Consider the following 18,702-nt stretch of genomic DNA (forward strand, 5'->3'; position numbering starts at 1 on the left):
TTGCCCTTCGCGGAACGTTCCTGCCCCGCTACAAGCGGCGATGGCAAGGCTGAGGAGAGACAGATGCGCTTTCGGACGATGCTGACGATGCTGGGTGCGGGGCTGCTCGCGGCTTGCGGGGTGAACAGCGTCCCGACCGCGGAGGAGAATGTGAACGCGAAGTGGGGCGAGGTGCAGAACCAGTACCAGCGCCGCGCCGACCTGGTCCCCAATCTGGTCGCGACCGTGAAGGGCTATGCCGCCCATGAATCGGGCACGCTGACCAAGGTGACCGAGGCACGCGCGCGCGCCACGTCGATCAACATCACCACCGACGACCTGTCCGACCCGCAGCAGTTCGAGCGGTTCAGCGAGGCGCAGAACCAGCTGACCCAGGCGCTGGGACAGCTGCGCACGGTGGTGGAGGCCTATCCGCAGCTGACCGCCAACCAGAATTTCATGGCGCTGCAGAGCCAGCTGGAGGGCACCGAGAACCGCATCGCGATCGCGCGGCGCGACTATAACGAGGCGGTGCAGGCCTATAACACCCGCATCCGCACCTTCCCCGACGCGGTGGGCGCGCGCATCTTCTACGGCGCCAAGCCCAAGGTGCCGTTCCAGGCGCAGGCGGGCGCGGAGACCGCACCCACGGTCGACTTCGGCAACGCCAGCTGAGCCGGGCCATGGCGCTGGTTCGGCTGCTGCTGGCGACGCTGCTCGCGCTGGGAAGCGCGGGCGCGGCGCAGGCGCAGGACTTTCCCAAGTTCACCGGCTTCGTGGTGGATGCGGCGAACGTCCTGCCGCCCGATCAGGAGGCGGCGCTGACGCAGAAGCTCGACCGGCTCCAGCAGCAGACCAACCACCAGCTGGTGGTGGCCACGGTGCCGGACCTGCAGGGCTACCCGATCGAGGACTATGGCTATCGGCTGGGCCGGGCCTGGGCGGTGGGCCTGAAGGACGCGGACAATGGCGCGATCCTGCTGGTGGCCCCCAACGAGCGCAAGGTGCGGATCGAGGTCGGCTACGGCCTGGAGCCGGTGCTGACCGACGCCTATTCGAGCGTCGTCATCAACGGCACGATCCTGCCGCGGTTCAAGGCGGGCGACCTGGCGGGCGGGATCGTCGCGGGCGCCGATGCGCTGGCGACGCAGCTGTCGCTGCCCGACGCCGACGCGCAGGCGCGGGCCAAGGCGGCGGCCGCCGAATATGACCGCACCCACAGCACCGCCGCCAAACGCGGCAACGGCGGCGGCTTCCCCCTGGGGCTGGTGTTCTGGGGCATGGTGCTGCTGTTCGTGCTGCTGTCGATGCTGCGCGGCGGGGGCGGCAGGAAGGGCAAGTGGCGCGGGCGGCGCTATCGCTCGCGGGGCGGCGGCGGCAGCGACTGGCCGATCGTGCTGTGGACCATCGCCAATGCGATCGAACACGGCTCGCGCGACGACGACGACCGCGGCGGCTGGGGCGGTTGGGGCGGCGGTGGCGGCGGCTCAGGCGGTGGCGGCTGGGGAGGCGGCGGCTTCGGCGGCGGCGGCGGCGGGTCGTTCGGCGGCGGCGGCGCTTCGGGGAGCTGGTGATGCATCTGAGCAAACAGGATCATGCGGCGGTCACGGCGGCCGTTGCCGCGGCCGAGCGCGGCACGGACGGCGAGATCGTGACGGTGGTCGCGGGCCGATCCGACTCCTACCACGACGTGGCGCTGCACTGGGCGGTACTCGCCATGCTGCTGGTGCTGGCGCTGCTGTCGGTGTGGCCCGGCATGGCGGCGGCATTGTATGAGCGGGTGTTCGATCCCTGGACGCAGGTGGTGCACCCGAGCGTGCTGCTGCTGATCGCGCTGCTGCTCCAGACGCTGGCGTTCCTGGCGGTGCGGCTGCTGCTCGCCATCCCGAAGCTGCGGATCGCGATGACGCCCGGTGCCACCAAGACGCGGCGGGTGCGCAGGCGGGCGGTGGGGCTGTTCCGCACCGCGGCCGAGAAGCGCACGCGTGCCCGCACCGGCGTGCTGCTCTACCTGTCGCTGGCCGAGCACCGGGCCGAGCTGATCGCCGACGAGGCGATCCATGCCAAGGTCGCGCCCGAAGTGTGGGGCGAGGCGATGGCGGCGCTGGTCGCCTCCGTGCGCGAGGGGCGCGTCGGCGAGGGCATGGCGCGCGCGGTCGAGCAGGTGGGAGTGGTGCTCGCCGAGCACTTCCCGCGCAGCGCCGACGACATCAACGAACTACCGGACCGATTGATCGAACTATGACCAAGGACGCGAACCTCCCCGTCGAGACGATGTGGGAGGGCAAGTATATCGTCGCCAAGAAGCAGGGGACGTGGGAGTATGTGGGCCGGGCCCGCGGCATCGAGGCGGCGGTGATCCTGGCGGTGGACGAGGACGGCTGCGTGTTGCTGGTCGACCAGTTCCGCATGCCGCTGGGCAAGCGCTGCCTGGAACTGCCGGCCGGGCTGATCGGTGACGACGTCGCCGGCGAAGGCGCCGAGATCGCGGCTGCGCGGGAGCTGGAGGAGGAGACGGGCTACCGGCCCGGCAAGATCGAGTCGCTGGGCATGTTCCACTCCTCGCCCGGCATGGTCAGCGAGGGCTTCACGCTGATGCGCGCGACCGAGCTGGTGAAGACCGGCGAGGGCGGCGGCGTCGACGGGGAGGACATCACCGTCCACCGGGTGCCGCTCGCCGAGGTGGAGGCGTTCATCGCCGCCAAGCGGGCCGAGGGCTTCGCGATGGACGTGAAGCTGCTGCTGCTGCTGGGCGCCGGGATCCTGGCGGGGCGGTAAGCGCCGCCCCCGCCCAGGCTTATCGGAAGTTGTCGGCGTAGGCCTGGAGCTTGAGCTTGCGCTCGGGCGCCGGGACGACGTGGTAGGTCAGGCCCTGCTTCTCGGCATAGGCCTGCGCCGCTTCCACGGTCGGGAAGGTCAGGCGGACCTGGTCGCGGGTGTCGCCCGAGCCGGCCCAGCCGGTCAGCGGATCCGCCTGCTTGGGCTCGGTGGACTCGAACTCCAGAACCCACATGTCGGTGCGGGCGCGGCCGGACTGGGTGGAATTCTTGGGGCGCTGATAGATACGGGCGGACGGCACAAGCTTCTCCACGCGGGAAATGGGGTTTGTTGGCAAACGCTCTAACGCCCCTCGCGCGCCCGCGCATCCGCATTTTTGGTGCGCAGCGTCGCGGAGGCCGAGGCGGGATCGTCCGGCCAGGGGTGGCGCGGGTAGCGGCCGCGCATCTCCTTTGCGACCGCCGCCCAGCTGCCGGCCCAGAAGCCGGGCAGGTCGCGGGTCGTCTGGATCGGGCGACCGGCCGGCGAGGTGAGGCTCAGCACCAGCGGCACTGCGCCGCCCGCGACGGTGGGGTGGCGGGCGAGGCCGAACAGCGCCTGGGGGCGCAGCTCGACGCGCGGGCCGCCCTCGGCGCCATAGTCGATCGCGTGGGTGGAGCCGGCGGGGCTTTCGAAGCGCGCGGGGGCGAGGCGGCGCACCGCCTGCATCGCGTCCCAGCCGGCGAGCGCCTCCAGCGCCTGGACCAGTACGCCGCCGCCGATCGCGTCGAGCCGGCGCTTGCCGGTCAGCAGCGGCGGCAGCCATTCGTCGAGCCGGTCGATCAGCACGGCATCCGACAGCGGATCGTCGATGCCGCCCATCTCGGCGGCGAACCGCGCGCGGGCGCGCAGCGCGGCGGCGTCGTCGCCCCAGGGCAGGAGGGCGAGGCCGTGGTTGCGCACGCCTTCCAGCAGCGCGGCCTCGATCTCGGCTGCGGAGGCGGCGCTGTCGGGCCCGGAGCTGAGCCGCAGCGCGCCGAGCGCGCGGGCGCGCACCGCGCTGATCGCGCCGGTGGCGGGATCGAAGGCGACGTCGCGGCGCACGGCGATGCGGTCGCCGAACAGCGACTCGATGGTGGCGAGGTCGAGCGCCGCGGCCGAGAGGATGCGCGCGCCGGAGGCGGCGCCCTGCGTCTCGGCCACCGCCAGCCATTCGGCGCTGGCGAGCGGCGAGGTGGGATCGAGGCGGAAGCCGCGGCCGCCGACGCTCGCCCAATGCTCGCCGGTTGCGTCGCGGCGGCGGGCGACGCGATCCGGAAAGGCGAGCGCGACGCAGGTGGCGAGCGCCTGGGGGTCGCGCTCGGCAGGCGGGGCGGCGGGGACAAGCTTCGCCCAGCGTTGCGCCATGCGGCGGCCGGCCTCGGCGCGCTGGCCGCGCTCGCTGCGCCAGCGGCGGTGGCGCAGTTCGAGGTCGGCGTCCTGGCCGCCGAGGCCGCGCTCGCCGAGCAGCACCGCGACCTCGGCGGCGACCTGGGCGAGGCCGCGCTCGCCGGCCCGCACCAGCATGTGGCCGAGCCGGGGCGGCAGCGGCAGCGATGCGATCACCGCGCCATGCGGGGTAGGCCGGCCGTCGGCGTCGATCGCCTCCAGCATGGCGAGCCGCGCCTTGGCCTCGGAAACCGCGGCGGCCGAAGGCGGATCGAGCCAGCGCAGCGTCGTCGGATCGGTGACGCCCCAGCGCGCGCAGTCGAGCACCAGCGCCGACAAGTCCGCCTCCAGGATCTCAGGGGGATCGAAGCGGGGCAGGCCGGCGGTGGCGGCAGCCTCCCACAGCCGATAGGCGACGCCCGGTCGCTGCCGCGCGGCGCGGCCGGCGCGCTGGGTCACCGCCGCCTGGCTGGCGCGTTCGGTCACCAGCCGGGTCATGCCCGCGGCACGATCGTAGCGCGGGCGGCGGGCGAGGCCGGAGTCGACCACGGTCGAGATGCCGTCGAGGGTGAGTGAGGTCTCGGCGATGGCGGTCGCGAGGACGAGCTTGCGGCGGCCTTCCGGATCGGGGGCGATGGCGGCGCGCTGCTGGGCGGGCTCCAGACTGCCGTGCAGGCGGTGGAGGACGATGTCGGAGCCGAGGCCCTCCAGCCGTTCGGCGGTGCGCTCGATCTCCCCCACGCCGGGCAGGAAGGCGAGGACGCCGCCGTCGGTGTCGGCGAGCGCGGTGCGGATCGCGCGGGCCATGCCGTCCTCGATGCGTTGCTCGGCGGTGCGGCCGAGGTGGCGGAGGTCGAGGGGGTGGCTGCGGCCCTCGCTCTCCACCACCGGCGCGTCGTCGAGCAGCCGGGCGAAGCGGGCGCCGTCGAGGGTCGCCGACATGGCGACGAGGCGCAGGTCCGGCCGCAGGCCAGCCTGGGCGTCGAGCGCGAGGGCGAGGCCGAAGTCGCTGTCGAGGCTGCGTTCGTGGACCTCGTCGAACAGCACGGCCGAGATGCCGGCGAGTTCGGGATCGGCCTGGATGCGGGCGACGAAGATGCCCTCCGTCACTACCGTCACCCGCGTTTGGGCGGAGCGGCGGCTGTCCATGCGGGTGGCGTAGCCATAGGTGCGGCCGACCGGTTCGCCGGCAAGCGCGGCCATGCGCTCGGCGGCGGCGCGAGCGGCGATGCGGCGGGGGGAGAGGAGCAGCACCTCGCCCGTGCACCAGGACTGGTCGAGGAGCGCGGGGGCGACCGCGGTGGTCTTGCCGGCGCCGGGCGGGGCGACGAGCACGGCGCTGCTGCGGCTGGCGAGGTGGCCGAGCAGGGCGGGCAGGACGACGTGGATCGGCAGGGTCATCGCGGCAGAAGGTTCGTCGAACGTGAGTCCAGGATGCGGGGGCGCACCGGCTGCCCGGAGGGGCGGCGTGGGGGCTCCATGCCATGGTTTGGCGGGGTAGGACAGCGGCGGGGGCGGCGGGTCCGATCGAGCGCGCCGTACCCCGGCGCAGGCCGGGGTCCAGGTGGGGGCGTTTCGATGGAGCCGCGAGTGTTGCCTAACTGGGCCCCGGCCTTCGCCGGGGTACGCAGATGGGGGCGTCGCCGCCGCCGGCCTCAGCGGGGGAGGGCGCCCAGTCTGCGGAGAAAGGCGGTGCAGGCGGGGAGGTCGAGGCTTTCGGCGCGCCAGGCGAGGACGCCGTCGGGGCGGACCAGGAGCAGGGCCTGGGCGTGCTCGTCGGCGAGGCCGTAGCGCTCGAACAGGTCGGCGCGCTCCAGGCGCTCGACGGCGCCGTGGGCGCCTGCCGTCATGCGGGCGAGCAGGTGGGTGGCCACGCGCTCGCCGGAAAGGCGCGCGAGCGCGTCGGCGAGGGTGCTCGCCTCGACGGCCGAGAGACGGCGGCGGGAGACGGCGAGGACGTGGAAGCGATAGCCCGCGAGCAGATCGAACAGGTCGCGGTGGCGGGTCAGCTGGGCATTGGGCGCGCGCTCGCCCGGCCGGGGCGCCGGACCCTTGGGCAGCTCCGCGACCGAAGGGTTGGGGGGATAGGCGATGTCGAGCTGGGCAAAGCGGCGAAAGGCACGGTCCTGGACGACGTCGAGCGCGGAAGCCGGGCCCACCAGCATCGGCGCGAGCGCGTCGCGCAGCCAGGCGCGCCAGCCGACCTGGCCGGCGGCGGCGTTAAAGATGCGGTCGGTGAAGCGCAGCACCTCCTGCGCGACGGGCAGGCGCTCGCTGCCATAGCTGTCGAGCAGCGCCTCCGACGCGCCGCCGCGCAGCACCGAGACGAGCTTCCAGGCGAGGTTGGCGGCATCCTGCAGGCCGGTGTTCATGCCCTGGCCGCCGGCGGGCGAATGGATGTGGGCGGCGTCGCCCGCGACGAACACCGGGCCGACGCGGTAGCGATCGACGACGCGGTGATGGCTGCGGAAGCGCGTGAGCCATTCGGGGCGCGAGAGGGTGACGGGAAGGCAGGTCGCGTCGGCAAAGGCCGACTGGAGCTCGGCGAGGGTGAGCTCCGGCGCGGCGTGCTCGTCGGCCCGGGCGTGCAGGTCGGTCGCCATCACCCGCGACAGGCCGGTGCCGTCGAGCGGGAAATACAGGCCGATGCGATCGGCATGGACGAAGACGCGGAAGCGGTCGTGGTCGAGCGGCCAGTCGACCGCGACGTCGCCCAGCAGGAAGTTCTGCGGATAGGGCGCGCCCTCGAACCGGAGGTCGAGCGCGTGGCGGACGATGCTGTGCGCGCCGTCCGCGCCGATCACATAGCGGGCGCGAAGGGTGGTGACGGTGCCGGAAGCGTCCTGCGCCTCCACGAAGACGCCGTCCGGATCGACGGCGAGGCCGGTCACCTCCACCTCCCGCTCCACCGCCAGCCAGGCCTCGTCGAGCGCGTCGAGCAGCACCGCCTCGGTCTCCGCCTGGGGCAGCATCAGGATGAAGCGGTACGGCGTGTCGGGCGAACTGGCGTGGTCGAAGTCGAGCCCGCCGACCCACTCGCCCGACACGTGGAAGCCGATGCCGCTGTCGATCACGCCGCGCTGGAGCAGGGTGTCGGCGAGGCCGAGGCTGGCGAACAGCTCCAGCGTGCGCGCCGAGACGGCAAAGGCGCGGGATTCGCGGGACGGCTGGGCGGCGCGATCGACGATGCGGACGTCGATCCCCTGTCGTCGCAGCAGCAGCGCCGCCATGAGGCCGGTCGGCCCTGCGCCCACCACCAGCACTTCGCACCGATCGCCGTCCGACATGGTCCTGTCTCCACGCTGGCATCGCTTTGCGCGCTGTGCTTTGGATCGGGCAGCAGCGCCGTGGCCCCAAGCTATCGCGGGTCGGGCGGCGCGGCGAGCGGCGATTTGGGTGGAGAGCGGCAATGCGCGTGCTGGGATATATGAGCGGCACTTCGCTGGACGGCGTCGATGCCGCGATCCTGGAGACGGACGGTGCGGGCGTCACCGGCTTCGGCCCCGCGCTGATGCTGCCGTTCGGGGCCGAGGAGCGCCGGGTGCTGGAGCAGGCGACCGAGGATGCGATCGCGAGCGACGGCCACGGCCCGCGCCCGGCGAGCTTCGCCGAGGCCGAGCGGGTGATCCACGACGTCCATGTCCGCGCCGCGCGCGAGCTGCTGGCGCAGCCGGACGCGGGGACGATCGAGCTGGTCGGCTTCCACGGGCAGACGGTGCTGCACCGGCCCGAGCGCCGGCTGTCGATCCAGCTGGGCGATCCGGATGCGCTGGCGGTGGCGCTGGGGGTGCCGGTGGTCGCGGACCTCAGGCAGGCGGACCTGGCGGCGGGCGGGCAGGGCGCGCCGCTGGCGCCCATCTATCACGCGGCCCTGGCGGAGTGGGCCGGGTGCGCGCGGCCGGTCGCGTTCCTGAACATCGGCGGGGTCGCCAACGTGACGGCGATCGCGCGCGACGGGAGCCTGGCCGCGTTCGACGTGGGGCCGGGCAACGGCCTGATCGACCAGCTGGTGCAGGCGCGCGGGCTGGGCCGCTACGACGAAGGCGGGCGGCTGGCGGCGGCCGGGACGGTCGATCGCGGCGTGGTCGAGCGGCTGATGGCGAGCCCGTACTTCACCCGCACCGGGGCGAAGTCGCTCGACCGCTACGACTTTCCGCTCGATGCGGTGGCGGGACTGGCGGACGCGGATGCGGCGGCGACGCTGACGGCGTTCACGGTCGCGGCGGTGGTGGCGTGCCGCGCGCAGCTGGGCGAGGCGTCGGCCGACTGGCACTGGATCGTGTGCGGCGGGGGGCGGCACAATCCGGTGATGATGGCGATGCTGGCGGAGGCGCTGGGGCGGGTGGATTCGTCGGACACGCTGGGCATGCGCGGCGACTTCATCGAGGCGGAGGCGTTCGCCTATCTGGCGGCGCGATCGGTACGCGGGCTGGCGATTTCGTTTCCAGGGACGACCGGGGCGCCGGAGGCGATGACGGGCGGGGTGACGTACCGGGGCTAGGGCGCGCGCCGTGAAAGAAAGCGCTCGTCGCCGTAGCCATTTCGCATGACCGATGTTCTCACAGGCTACGCCGAAGCAAGCGCCGGACTCATCGCGCGGTTCGAGGCCATCTCGACGCGTGACCTCCTCGCTCCCGTAGCGGACCTACTACCGGTCTCGCCGGCACGGATCGCAGACATCGGTGCCGGCACGGGACGAGATGCGGCGTGGTTCGCGTCTAAAGGCCATCAAGTGTTGGCAGTGGAGCCTGTCGAGGAACTCCGCGCGGCAGGCATGGCTCTTCACAGGGACAAAAGGATCGCCTGGCTCGACGATCGGTTGCCGGACCTAGTCGCTGCAAGGCGAGAGCCCGCCTTCGACCTTGTGACTGCGTGCGCGGTTTGGCAGCATCTCGACGAGGATGATCGCGCGGTCGGTATCTGCCACCTTGCCGAGATGACGGCGGACGGGGGTCTCCTGATCCTGTCCCTGCGCCACGGTGCCGGCGCACCGAGCCGGCGGGTTTTCCCTGTTGATGTCGGGCGTACCTTAGCCGGCGCAAGAGAGATCGGCTTCGACATCGTGCGCGTTGCTGAGGCTGCATCCTTGCAGGCCGGCAACCAGGCCGCTGGTGTGAAGTGGACATGGCTCGCACTGCGGAAGGTCCGCTTACCGGCCAACACGAACCGCTTTCCTCGCGGTCCGCTTTGATGGACCTCCCCTCAGTCGCCGAGCGCCTGGGCGATGGCGTGGCTGGCGAGGCGGGCGGTGGCGAGCAGGCGGTCGAGGTCGTGGCCGTGACGTGCCGCGGCTGACACGCCGGCCATGGTGGTGCAGACAAAGTCGGTCAGGCGATCGGCGTCCTCGGGATGGCGATCGGCGATGTAGCGGCGGATCACGGCTTCGGCTGCGACCAGGAAGGCGGAGGCGGCTTCCCGCGCCTCCGCGTCGTTGCAGCGCGTGCCCTCCAGAACCAGGCAGCCGGTGGTGCACGGCGCCGCCGCATAGCGGCGCGCGGCCTCTTCGAGCAGCGCCGCCAGCGCCTCGGCGACCGGGCGGTCGGGCAGGAGGATCGCATCGAGCGGGATCGCGCCGGTGCCGGCATAGCGATCGAGCACGCGCGTATAGAGGCCGAACTTGCTGCCGAACGCCGCATAGAAGCTCGGCGGGTTGATGCCGAGCGCCTCCGTCACGTCGGCGACGCTGACCGCGTCATAGCCGCGCGTGTGGAACAGCGTCTGGGCGATGGCCACCGCCTGTTCCGGATCGAAGCTGCGGGGACGACCGCGGGTGCGGGGTTTATTTGTAGTCACGATTACAGAATGCCTTGACGGTGCGAGGTCGCTGTTTATGTAGCGACCCCTACAGTAATTTGCCAGGGAGTGCCAGATGACCGCGTTTCAGGGAAAGTCCGTTCTCGTGCTGGGCGGAAGCCGGGGCATCGGGGCGGCGATCGTGCGGCGCTTTGCCGCAGACGGCGCGGCGGTGACCTTTACCTACGCAGGTTCGGCCGAGGCGGCGCAGGCGCTGGCGGCGGAGACGGGCAGCACCGCGGTGGTGACGGACAGCGCCGACCGCGATGCGGTGATTGCGCGGGTGCGCGAGAGCGGGCCGCTCGACGTGCTGGTGGTGAATGCGGGCATCGCGGTGTTCGGCGACGCGCTGGAGCAGGATCCGGACGTGATCGACCGGCTGTTCCGCATCAACGTCCATGCGCCCTATCACGCTTCTGTCGAGGCGGCGCGGCAGATGCCGGCGGGCGGGCGGATCATCGTGATCGGATCGGTCAACGGCGACCGGATGCCGGTGGCGGGCATGGCATCCTATGCACTCAGCAAGTCGGCGCTGCAGGGGCTGGCGCGCGGCCTTGCCCGCGACTTCGGGCCGCGCGGCATCACCATCAACGTGGTGCAGCCCGGGCCGATCGACACCGACGCCAATCCCGAAGATGGTCCGATGCGCGACCTGATGCACAGCTTCCTGGCGATCAAGCGCCATGGGCGACCGGAGGAAGTGGCCGGCATGGTGGCCTGGCTGGCAGGACCCGAAGCCGGGTTCGTGACGGGCGCGATGCACACGATCGACGGCGCGTTCGGCGCCTGAGCGGGACGCGCGCGCCCTGCCACCAAAACCGGGCCCGCGCGTTCTCCCGCCGCAGACTGTGACAGGGGGACGCGCATGAGCAAGGTTGGCGGCGCGGAGCACGGCGGGTGGGCAGCTGCCGCCGCAGGGCGGCAGGGCTGATCGTGGCGCGCAACCGCTATTACCAGGGGCCACCGAGCGACCATTTCGACGGCGTGCGCTTCTTCAATCCCGGGCAGCCTGCGACCGATCGCGGGCTGCCCGACATGCTGCGGTGGAAGTTCGGGCCGCGCCCGGCGACCTGGCCCAAGACGGTGCCGGTCGCGCAGGCGGTGCCGGAGCCGCGGGTGGCGGGGCTGTCGATCACGGCAGTCGGCCATGCGACGCTGCTGATCCAGGCGGCGGGCGTGAACCTGCTCACCGATCCCGTCTGGTCGGAGCGGGCGAGCCCCTTCACCTTTGCGGGGCCGAAGCGGGTGACGGCGCCGGGAATCGCGTTCGACGCGCTGCCGCGGATCGACGCGGTGCTGCTGTCGCACAACCATTACGACCATCTCGACATGGCGACGCTGAAGCGGCTGCATGCGCGCGACGCGCCGCTGATGGTGATGCCGCTGGGCAACGACGCGATCGTGAAGAAGGGCGTGCCCGGCGCGCGGACGGCGACGGGCGATTGGGGCGACCGCATCGCGCTGCCCGGGGGTGCCGCGACGACGCTGGTGCCGGCCAACCACTGGTCGGCACGCGGCACCGGCGACCGCCGGATGGCGCTGTGGGCGGGGCATTGGATCGAGACGCCAGCGGGCAGCATCTATTTCGCCGGGGACAGCGGCTGGTGCGGCGGCGGCATCTTTCGCGACATCGCCGCCAGGCACGGCGCGCCCGACGTCGCGCTGCTGCCGATCGGCGCCTATGCGCCGCGCTGGTTCATGGCGCCGCAGCATGCCGACCCGGAGGAGGCGGTGGCGATGTTCGAGCTGCTGGGGGCGGCCCACGCGCTGGGCATCCACTGGGGCACGTTCCAGCTGACCGACGAGGCGCGCGAGGAGCCGGTGGCGCGGCTGGCGGCGGCGCTGACGGCACGCGGCATCGCGCCCGCGCGATTCATCGCAGCGACACCCGGCGACACATATTCCTTCGCACCTGCGATGGCGTGAAACTTCTGCGACATTTGCTCGCTAAGCGCTGCTCGGAGTGAACGCGCGGGCGTCGCGCGGGTGGGAGATACGAATGCGTCCTTTGTCGACGGCAGCATGGTTGCTGCTGGGTGTGGCCAGTCCTGCGCTCGCAGCCGCGCAAACGGACCCGGTGCCGGCCCAGACGACGACGCCGGAGGACCCCGGCGATTCCGGCCCGCCCGAGGTGGTGGAGGAAGAGACCGAAGGCACGGAGATCGTGGTCACCGGGCGTACGCCGCCGGGGACGGTGCCGGGCGACATCCCGCCCGAGATCCAGCTGTCGCCCGCCGACATCCGTTCCTATGGCGTGAGCTCGGTCGCCGAGCTGCTCGACGAGCTGGCGCCGCAGACCGGCAGCGGCCGCGGGCGCGACGGCAACGGCGCGCCGGTGGTGCTGGTGAACGGCAGGCGCACCGCGGGCTTCCAGGAAATCCGCGACCTGCCGACCGAGGCGATCCTGCGCGTCGACATCCTGCCGGAGGAAGCGGCGCTCAAGTTCGGCTTCCGCGCCGACCAGCGGGTAGTGAACTTCGTGCTGCGGCCGCGCTTCCGCAGCATCACGGGCGAGCTGACCGACCGCATCCCGACCGGCGGCGGCAGCAACCAGTTCCAGGCGGAGGCAGGGCTCACCCGGATCAACGACGCGGGCCGGCTGAACGTCAACCTGGAAGCCGAGGCCGTTTCGAAGCTGCTGGAGAGCGAGCGCGACATCACGCCCAGCACCAGCGCGCGACGACCCTTTGACCTTGCCGGCAACATCACTCTCGACCCACGGATCGAAGTTCCGCGTGATGAACCCCGGGAGATCGATCCGGCGCTGAGCGCGCTGGTCGGAGGGCCCGTGACCGAGGCGGGCGTGCCGGCCGGGATCGCCAATCCGGGGCTCGCCGACTATGCGGGCACCGCCGGCGTCCTCAACGTCACCGACACCACGCCCTTCCGCACGCTCCAGCCGTCGAGCGACCGGGTGGCGGCGAATGCGGTCTACAGCACCAGCATCTTCGGCAATGTCGCGGCGACCGGAACGGTGCGGCTGGAGCGGAGCGAAAGCCATGCGCTGTCGGGACTGCCGGGAGTCACGCTGAACCTGCCGGCCGGAAGCCCCTTCTCGCCCTTCGCGAACGACACCACCCTCTATCGCTATGCGGACGTGGATCCGCTGGAGCGCAGCAACCGCAGCTGGTCGGGCAACGCCACCGCCGCCTTCAACGGCGACATCGGGCGGTGGCGCTGGTCGCTCAACACCAGCTACCAGCGCGACGAGTCCCGCACCTTCACCGAGCGCGGGCTGGACACGACCGATCTTCAGGATGCGATCGATGCGGGCGATCCGACCGCGAGCCCGTTCGGGCCGCTCGACCTCTATGCCCGCACCGTCGACCGGGCGAAGTCGGTCAATCAGGTGGCGGCGATCGACGCGCTGGCGGCCGGCACCTTGTTCGAGATGCCGGCCGGCCCGGCGGCGGCGAGCTTCCGCGTGATCGGCAACACCACCGACCTTCAGAGCGATTCGCTGCGCGCCGGCATCGCCCAGTCCGTCGACATAGGCCGCGACAGCGGAACCGCGCGCGGCAACATCGACCTGCCGATCGCGAGCCGATCGCGCGACGTGCTGGCGTTCCTGGGCAACCTGTCGCTGAACGGCAATGCCGAGGTGGAGCAGCTGTCCGACTTCGGGTCGCAGACGACGCTGGGCTATGGCCTCAACTGGCAGCCGGCCGAGCCCGTGCGCTTGCTGGTGTCGGTGACGCACGAGGAAGGCGCGCCGACGCCGCAGCAGCTGGGCAATCCGGTGCTGGTGACGCCGAACGTGCGCATCTTCGACTATGTGCGCGGCGAGACGGTGGACGTGACCCAGCTGGAGGGCGGCAACCCGAACCTGGAGGGCGACAGCCGGCGCGTGTTCAAGGCCGGGCTGAACCTGCGCCCGATCCGCGACACCGACCTGACGCTGACCGCGGATTACGTGTCGAGCCGGATCAAGAACCCGGTGTCGAGCTTCCCGGCGGCGACGGCCGAGATCGAGGCGGCGTTCCCGGACCGCTTCGAGCGGGGCGAGGACGGCACGCTGCTGCGCGTCGATACGCGGCCGGTGAACTTCGCCCGTTCCAAGCGCAGCCAGCTGCGCTGGGGCTTCAACTTCTCCAAGCCGATCGTGACCGAGCGGCAGCGGCAGGAAGAGGCGGCGCGCGAGGCGCGGCGTGCCGAGCGCGAGGCGGCGGAGGCGGCGGGCACCGCGCCGCCGCGCGGGCCGCGCGGCGAAGGCGGCCCGGGTGCGGGTCGCGGGCCGGGCGGCGGCGGCTGGGGCGGTCGCGGGGGCGGCCGTGGCGGCGGCGGCGCGGGCGGACGCCTGCAGTTCGCGGCCTATCACACCTGGCAGTTCGAGAACTCGATCCTGATCCGCGAGGGGCTGCCCGAGCTGGACCTGCTGAACGGCTCTGCCTCCGGCAGCCGCGGCGGGCAGGCACGCCACCAGATCCAGCTGCAGGGCGGCTATGTCGTCAACGGGCTGGGGGCGCGCGTCAGCGCGAACTGGCAGAGCGCCACCGAGGTCAACGGCGGGGCGACCGGCAACGACCGGCTGCGCTTCGGCTCGCTCGCGACCGCCAACCTGCGGCTGTTCGCGAACCTGGGCCAGCAGCCTGCACTGGTGCGCGATCACCCGTGGCTGCGCGGCACGCGGGTGACGCTGTCGGTCGACAACATCTTCGACCAGCGCCAGGAAGTGCGCGATGCGCAGGGCGTGATCCCGCTGAGCTACCAGGGCGGGTTCCTCGACCCGCTGGGCCGGACGGTGCGGATCAGCGTGCGCAAGCTGTTCTTCTGAGCGCGGGCGCCGGCCGGCGTCAGCGGCCGGTGGCGCCCATCCGGGCGGCGCGCGGGAGCCTGAGGACGATCGCGCGATTGGCGAAATCGATGTCGACCGCGCGGAACAGGCGCAGCGCGTCCATGCCGAGCAGCAGCGCCGGCCGGTCGGTGAGGCCGAAGCGGTGGAAGGGGGCGACGTCGGCGATCACGACGGGGACGCCCTCGAAGGTGACGCCGCCGATCTCGACCCGGTCGAGCCGGTAGCTGTTGGCGGGAATGGCCGCGCCGGTGACCGCGATCATCGTCACCTGGCCGAGCAGGGGCGGGGGCCGGCGGCCGAGCGCCAGCAGTGCCGGATTGCCGACCGTGAGCGACGAGCCGGTGTCGAGCACCACCGCGATCCGGCGCCCGCGCCAGTGCGCGTCGGTGACGATCAACTGGCCGTAGAGCGACTTGGCGACCACGACGATCTCGTCCGGCTGCGGCCGCGGGGGACGGCGCCGGCGTGAGGGGAGGAGCGTCATCGTCTCCCGGTCGAAATCGATCTCGACCTTGTGTCCCTGCAGCGCGTCGATGCCGAGCATGCCCACCGCGCCGAGGTTCGCCCGCAGGAACACCGGCGCCTCGATGCCCTTGATCGCGAGCGTGCCGACGCGCAGCTCGGGCACCAGCGCGGTCGACGCCGGGGCGGTGCCTGCCATCGTCGTCACGCGGCGCACCGGTCCCGGCGCGAGCGCGAGACGCCGGGCGAGCTCTGCGGCGATCACGGTGCGTTCGGAGCCGGTGTCGATGACAAAGGGCCAGGGCGTGCTTCCCGCGACCGACACGGGAACGGTCATGCGCAGATCCGCCTCGGTGATCGCGAGTTCGTCGACCACCTCCTCGGGCGCGATCACCCCGGTCGGGCCGGGGGCGACCTGCTGCGCGAGCGCAGGGGCGGCTACCAGCGCCGCAACGGCCAGCATCCTCCTCCACATGGCAGCGAGGCTGCGCCCGTTCGGGACGGATCGCAAGCGATCGCTAGGGGGGCGGGTTCAGCGGCGGGCCGGCGCCTCGTCGGTGCGCAGCGTCAGCACCTCGACGCCGGTGCGCGTCACCGCGACCGTATGCTCGAACTGGGCGGAGAGCCGGCCGTCCTGGGTGACGACGGTCCAGCCGTCCTCGGCGGTGGCGACGCGGCGGCTGCCCTGGTTGAGCATCGGCTCGACGGTGAAGGTCATGCCTTCGCGCAGCTTGGGGCCGGTGCCGGGGCGACCGTGGTTGAGGACGGAGGGTTCCTCGTGCATCTCGCGGCCGATGCCGTGGCCGCAATATTCGCGCACGACCGAATAGCCGTTCTTCTTGGCATGGCGCTCAATCGCGGCGCCGATGTCGCCCAGGTTTCCGCCGGGGCGGACCTGGCGGATCCCCTCCCACATCGCCTCCTGCGCGACGCGCACCAGCCGGCGGGCGGCCGGATTGACGGTACCGACCATGTAGGTCTTGCTGGAATCGGCGATGAAGCCGTTCTTCTCCAGCGTGATGTCGAGGTTGATGATGTCGCCGTCGCGGATAATGTCCTGCGCGCTCGGCACGCCGTGGCAGACCACCTCGTTAATCGAGCAGTTGAGGACGTACTGGAAGCCGTACTGGCCCTTGCTGGCCGGGCGTGCGGCGCAGTCGTCGGTGATGAAGCGTTCGACCAGGTCGTTGACCTGGAGGGTCGACATGCCGGCGAGGTCCTGGCGGTCGAGCATCTCGAACACCGAGGCGAGCAGCCTGCCCGCAATGCGCATCAGCGCGAGTTCTTCGGGCGTCTTCACCATCTCAGGCGGCCGCGGCGTGGGTGGGCGGCAGGGCGGCGGCGGCGGCAAGCTCCGCCTTGACGATGTCGCTGAAGGAGAGGGTGGGATTGGCCTCGGCGAGCATGCCGATCTTCATCCAGAACTCGGCCTGGGCGTTGATCGAGCGGCACATCACGGTGCTGGCGCGGCGCACCTCCGCATGGAGGTGGTCGTCGATCTTCACGATGCCCATCGGGGGTCCTTGTGCAGGCGGGGAGTAAGCGAAGCGTATATGGACCGTATATCCTCGAGTCAACCGCAGGGCAGTCGCGTGCGCTGGCATGCGCTGCGGCTTTGCGGTAGCGCCGGGACCATGAAGCAGCCGCACATCGTCGCCATCGGCGGAACGCTCCGCGCCAGCTCGGGCACCGCCCGCGCGCTGGAGATCGCGCTCGCCCAGGCCGAGAGCCATGGCGCGCGCACCACCTTGCTGACCGGGGCCGCGATCGACTTTCCCAACTACGAGCCGGAGAGCGCGCTGGAGAATCCCGTGATCGCGGCGTTCCTGGCGACGCTGCGCGACGCGGACGGGATCGTGATCGGATCGCCGGGATACCACGGCACGCTGTCGGGGCTGGTCAAGAACGCCCTCGACCATGTCGAGCTGATGCGCGGCGACGAGCGCGTCTATTTCGACGGTCTGCCGGTGGGGATCATCGCGACGGCGGCGGGCTGGCAGGCGGCGGTGGCGACGCTGGGCACGCTGCGCACGGTGGCGCACGCGCTGCGCGGCTGGCCGACGCCGATGGGGGTTGCGATCAACACGCTGGCGAGCGCTAATGCGATCCTGGAGGCCGAGCCGCAGATCGCGACCATGGTGCGGCAGATCATGGGCTTCGTGGGGCGCGGCTGAGGCAGCGCCCGGCGGCACCGGAACGACATTCGCAAGGCAGGACGTACCGACACAGCAGTTCCCGACAAGGAGACAGGCGATGGTGGAAAGCGTGGTGACGCGAAGAGGGTTGCTCCAGGCCGGGGGAGGCGTGGCCGCTGCCTCGCTGGTCGCGGCCGCCGGTCCGGCGACCACGCTGGTCCAGGGCGGCGGCGGCGCACGGCTGGCGGGACAGCCGCTGCCGGACGGGGCGAAGCTCCCCGCCACGCCGCCGGCGCGCAGGGCCGCCGACAGCGTCGGCTTCGCGATCGTGGGGCTGGGCGGCTATGCGCTCAACCAGATGATGCCGCGCTTTCCCCAGGCGAAGCGGGCGCATGTCGCGGCGATCGTCTCGGGCAACCCGGAGAAGCTGCGCCAGGTGGGCGACGCCTATGGCGTGCCCGCCGACGCGCGCCATTCCTACGAAACCTTCGACAGGATCGCTGCCGACAAGCGGATCGAGGCGGTCTATGTCGTGCTGCCGACCGGGCTGCATGCGGAATGGGTGATCCGCGCCTTTGCCGCGGGCAAGCATGTGCTGTGCGAGAAGCCGATGGCGCTTTCGAGCGCCGACTGCGAGCGGATGATCGCGGCGGGCAAGCGCGCCGGCCGCAAGCTCATGATCGCCTATCGATCGCATTTCGAGCCGTACAACGTCGAGGCGATGCGGCTGATGCGGCAAAAGGCGGTGGGCACCATCCGGCTGCTGCGCACCGAGCAATCCTATCGCATGGGGCCGACGCGCCCGAGCGAGAACTGGCGGACGAGCCGGGCGCTGGCGGGCGGCGGGCCGCTGGAGGATTACGGCATCTACGGCCTCCAGTCGGCGCTCTACCTGACCGGCGAGATGCCGGAGAGCATCAGCGCCACCACCTTCCGCCCCGCAGGCGACCCGCGCTTTGCCGAGATCCTGGCGCATGTGTCGTCGCAATGGCGCTTCCCGTCGGGGGCGGTGGCGCAGCTGGTGACCTCCTACGACTCAGCGGGCATCAACTTCGCCGAGGTGCGCGGCACCGAGGGCGTGCTGAAGATGGACCCGGCGACCAGCTATTCGGGCCAGAAGATGTGGACCGAGGGGCGCGACGCGCGCGCATTCTCGCCGGGCGATCCGGAGGTGCAGTTCGCAGGGCAGCTCGACCATTTCACCGACGCGATCCGCACCGGCTCGCCGATCCGGACGCCGGGGGAAATGGGGCTGCGGGACCTCCGCCTGATGGAGGCGATCTACGCCTCGGCCGAGCGCGGCCAGACGGTGAGGCTGGCGCCGGACGGACGCATGCGGGGCTGACCGGACGG

General features: G+C 71.8%; 18 protein-coding genes. 11 read left to right on the forward strand and 7 right to left on the reverse strand.

Annotated elements, in window-relative coordinates; translation table 11 throughout:
- Window positions 1–63 precede the first annotated feature (63 nt).
- Genes EO081_RS08390 through EO081_RS08405 form a run of 4 tightly spaced genes read left to right on the forward strand, consistent with a single transcriptional unit; the run spans window position 64 to window position 2,757 of the window.
- Entirely contained in the window at window positions 64–654 is a 591-nt protein-coding gene (locus EO081_RS08390) for a LemA family protein (RefSeq protein WP_129341530.1), read from the forward strand.
- An 8-nt stretch (window positions 655–662) separates the two neighbouring features.
- Window positions 663–1,553: a TPM domain-containing protein gene (locus EO081_RS08395; protein WP_129341531.1), complete on the forward strand. Its 891-nt coding sequence runs from the start codon at window positions 663–665 to the stop codon at window positions 1,551–1,553.
- Window positions 1,553–2,224, forward strand: coding sequence for a TPM domain-containing protein (locus EO081_RS08400; RefSeq protein WP_375781660.1), 672 nt, complete (start codon window positions 1,553–1,555; stop codon window positions 2,222–2,224). The genes EO081_RS08395 and EO081_RS08400 overlap by 1 nt, the downstream gene beginning before the upstream one ends.
- The gene (locus tag EO081_RS08405; RefSeq protein ID WP_129341532.1) at window positions 2,221–2,757 is read left to right on the forward strand and encodes an NUDIX hydrolase; all 537 of its coding nucleotides are present in this window, start codon (window positions 2,221–2,223) and stop codon (window positions 2,755–2,757) included. The genes EO081_RS08400 and EO081_RS08405 overlap by 4 nt, the downstream gene beginning before the upstream one ends.
- A gap of 19 nt (window positions 2,758–2,776) precedes the next feature.
- Here the strand turns inward: EO081_RS08405 and EO081_RS08410 are convergent, their stop codons facing one another.
- The 3 genes from EO081_RS08410 to EO081_RS08420 all read right to left on the reverse strand — a co-directional run bounded on the left by EO081_RS08410 (window position 2,777) and on the right by EO081_RS08420 (window position 7,451).
- Window positions 2,777–3,058, reverse strand: a complete 282-nt coding sequence (locus EO081_RS08410; protein ID WP_129341533.1) for an ETC complex I subunit — start codon at window positions 3,056–3,058, stop codon at window positions 2,777–2,779.
- A gap of 41 nt (window positions 3,059–3,099) precedes the next feature.
- On the reverse strand, window positions 3,100–5,565 hold the full coding sequence (gene hrpB, locus EO081_RS08415; RefSeq protein ID WP_129341534.1) for an ATP-dependent helicase HrpB: 2,466 nt from the start codon (window positions 5,563–5,565) through the stop codon (window positions 3,100–3,102).
- A 254-nt stretch (window positions 5,566–5,819) separates the two neighbouring features.
- Entirely contained in the window at window positions 5,820–7,451 is a 1,632-nt protein-coding gene (locus EO081_RS08420) for an FAD-dependent monooxygenase (RefSeq protein WP_129341535.1), read from the reverse strand.
- A gap of 122 nt (window positions 7,452–7,573) precedes the next feature.
- On the opposite strand from EO081_RS08420, the gene EO081_RS08425 reads away from it, so the two are divergent.
- Window positions 7,574–8,665 carry an anhydro-N-acetylmuramic acid kinase gene (locus EO081_RS08425; protein ID WP_129341536.1) on the forward strand — a complete coding sequence of 364 codons (1,092 nt, stop codon included), beginning with the start codon at window positions 7,574–7,576 and terminating at the stop codon, window positions 8,663–8,665.
- Between the two features lie 45 nt (window positions 8,666–8,710).
- A complete protein-coding gene (locus EO081_RS08430; protein ID WP_165284565.1) occupies window positions 8,711–9,355 on the forward strand; it encodes a class I SAM-dependent methyltransferase in 645 nt (214 codons plus the stop codon).
- 11 nt (window positions 9,356–9,366) lie between these two features.
- Here the strand turns inward: EO081_RS08430 and EO081_RS08435 are convergent, their stop codons facing one another.
- Entirely contained in the window at window positions 9,367–9,957 is a 591-nt protein-coding gene (locus EO081_RS08435) for a TetR/AcrR family transcriptional regulator (protein ID WP_129341537.1), read from the reverse strand.
- 76 nt (window positions 9,958–10,033) lie between these two features.
- On the opposite strand from EO081_RS08435, the gene bdcA reads away from it, so the two are divergent.
- The 3 genes from bdcA (at window position 10,034) to EO081_RS16820 (ending at window position 14,731) form a co-directional block, all read left to right on the forward strand.
- On the forward strand, window positions 10,034–10,747 hold the full coding sequence (gene bdcA / locus EO081_RS08440) for an SDR family oxidoreductase (protein ID WP_129341538.1): 714 nt from the start codon (window positions 10,034–10,036) through the stop codon (window positions 10,745–10,747).
- A gap of 107 nt (window positions 10,748–10,854) precedes the next feature.
- Window positions 10,855–11,883: an MBL fold metallo-hydrolase gene (locus tag EO081_RS08445; RefSeq protein WP_311721253.1), complete on the forward strand. Its 1,029-nt coding sequence runs from the start codon at window positions 10,855–10,857 to the stop codon at window positions 11,881–11,883.
- A 73-nt stretch (window positions 11,884–11,956) separates the two neighbouring features.
- The gene (locus EO081_RS16820; RefSeq protein WP_165284567.1) at window positions 11,957–14,731 is read left to right on the forward strand and encodes a TonB-dependent receptor; all 2,775 of its coding nucleotides are present in this window, start codon (window positions 11,957–11,959) and stop codon (window positions 14,729–14,731) included.
- A gap of 19 nt (window positions 14,732–14,750) precedes the next feature.
- On the opposite strand, the gene EO081_RS08455 is transcribed toward EO081_RS16820, so the two are convergent.
- From EO081_RS08455 to EO081_RS08465, 3 genes are all read right to left on the reverse strand, one after another.
- Complete coding sequence (locus EO081_RS08455; RefSeq protein WP_165284569.1) at window positions 14,751–15,677, reverse strand: retropepsin-like aspartic protease; 927 nt, start codon at window positions 15,675–15,677, stop codon at window positions 14,751–14,753.
- A 69-nt stretch (window positions 15,678–15,746) separates the two neighbouring features.
- The gene (gene map, locus EO081_RS08460; protein ID WP_129341540.1) at window positions 15,747–16,517 is read right to left on the reverse strand and encodes a type I methionyl aminopeptidase; all 771 of its coding nucleotides are present in this window, start codon (window positions 16,515–16,517) and stop codon (window positions 15,747–15,749) included.
- Between the two features lies 1 nt (window position 16,518).
- Window positions 16,519–16,728, reverse strand: coding sequence for a ParD-like family protein (locus tag EO081_RS08465; RefSeq protein WP_129341541.1), 210 nt, complete (start codon window positions 16,726–16,728; stop codon window positions 16,519–16,521).
- Between the two features lie 120 nt (window positions 16,729–16,848).
- Here EO081_RS08465 and EO081_RS08470 point away from each other — a divergent pair, with 120 nt between their 5' ends.
- Window positions 16,849–17,388: an NADPH-dependent FMN reductase gene (locus tag EO081_RS08470; protein ID WP_129341542.1), complete on the forward strand. Its 540-nt coding sequence runs from the start codon at window positions 16,849–16,851 to the stop codon at window positions 17,386–17,388.
- A 79-nt stretch (window positions 17,389–17,467) separates the two neighbouring features.
- The gene (locus tag EO081_RS08475; protein ID WP_129341543.1) at window positions 17,468–18,694 is read left to right on the forward strand and encodes a Gfo/Idh/MocA family protein; all 1,227 of its coding nucleotides are present in this window, start codon (window positions 17,468–17,470) and stop codon (window positions 18,692–18,694) included.
- Window positions 18,695–18,702: the final 8 nt, after the last annotated feature.

Source organism: Sphingomonas desiccabilis (genome assembly GCF_004135605.1).
Lineage (GTDB): Bacteria > Pseudomonadota > Alphaproteobacteria > Sphingomonadales > Sphingomonadaceae > Sphingomonas > Sphingomonas desiccabilis.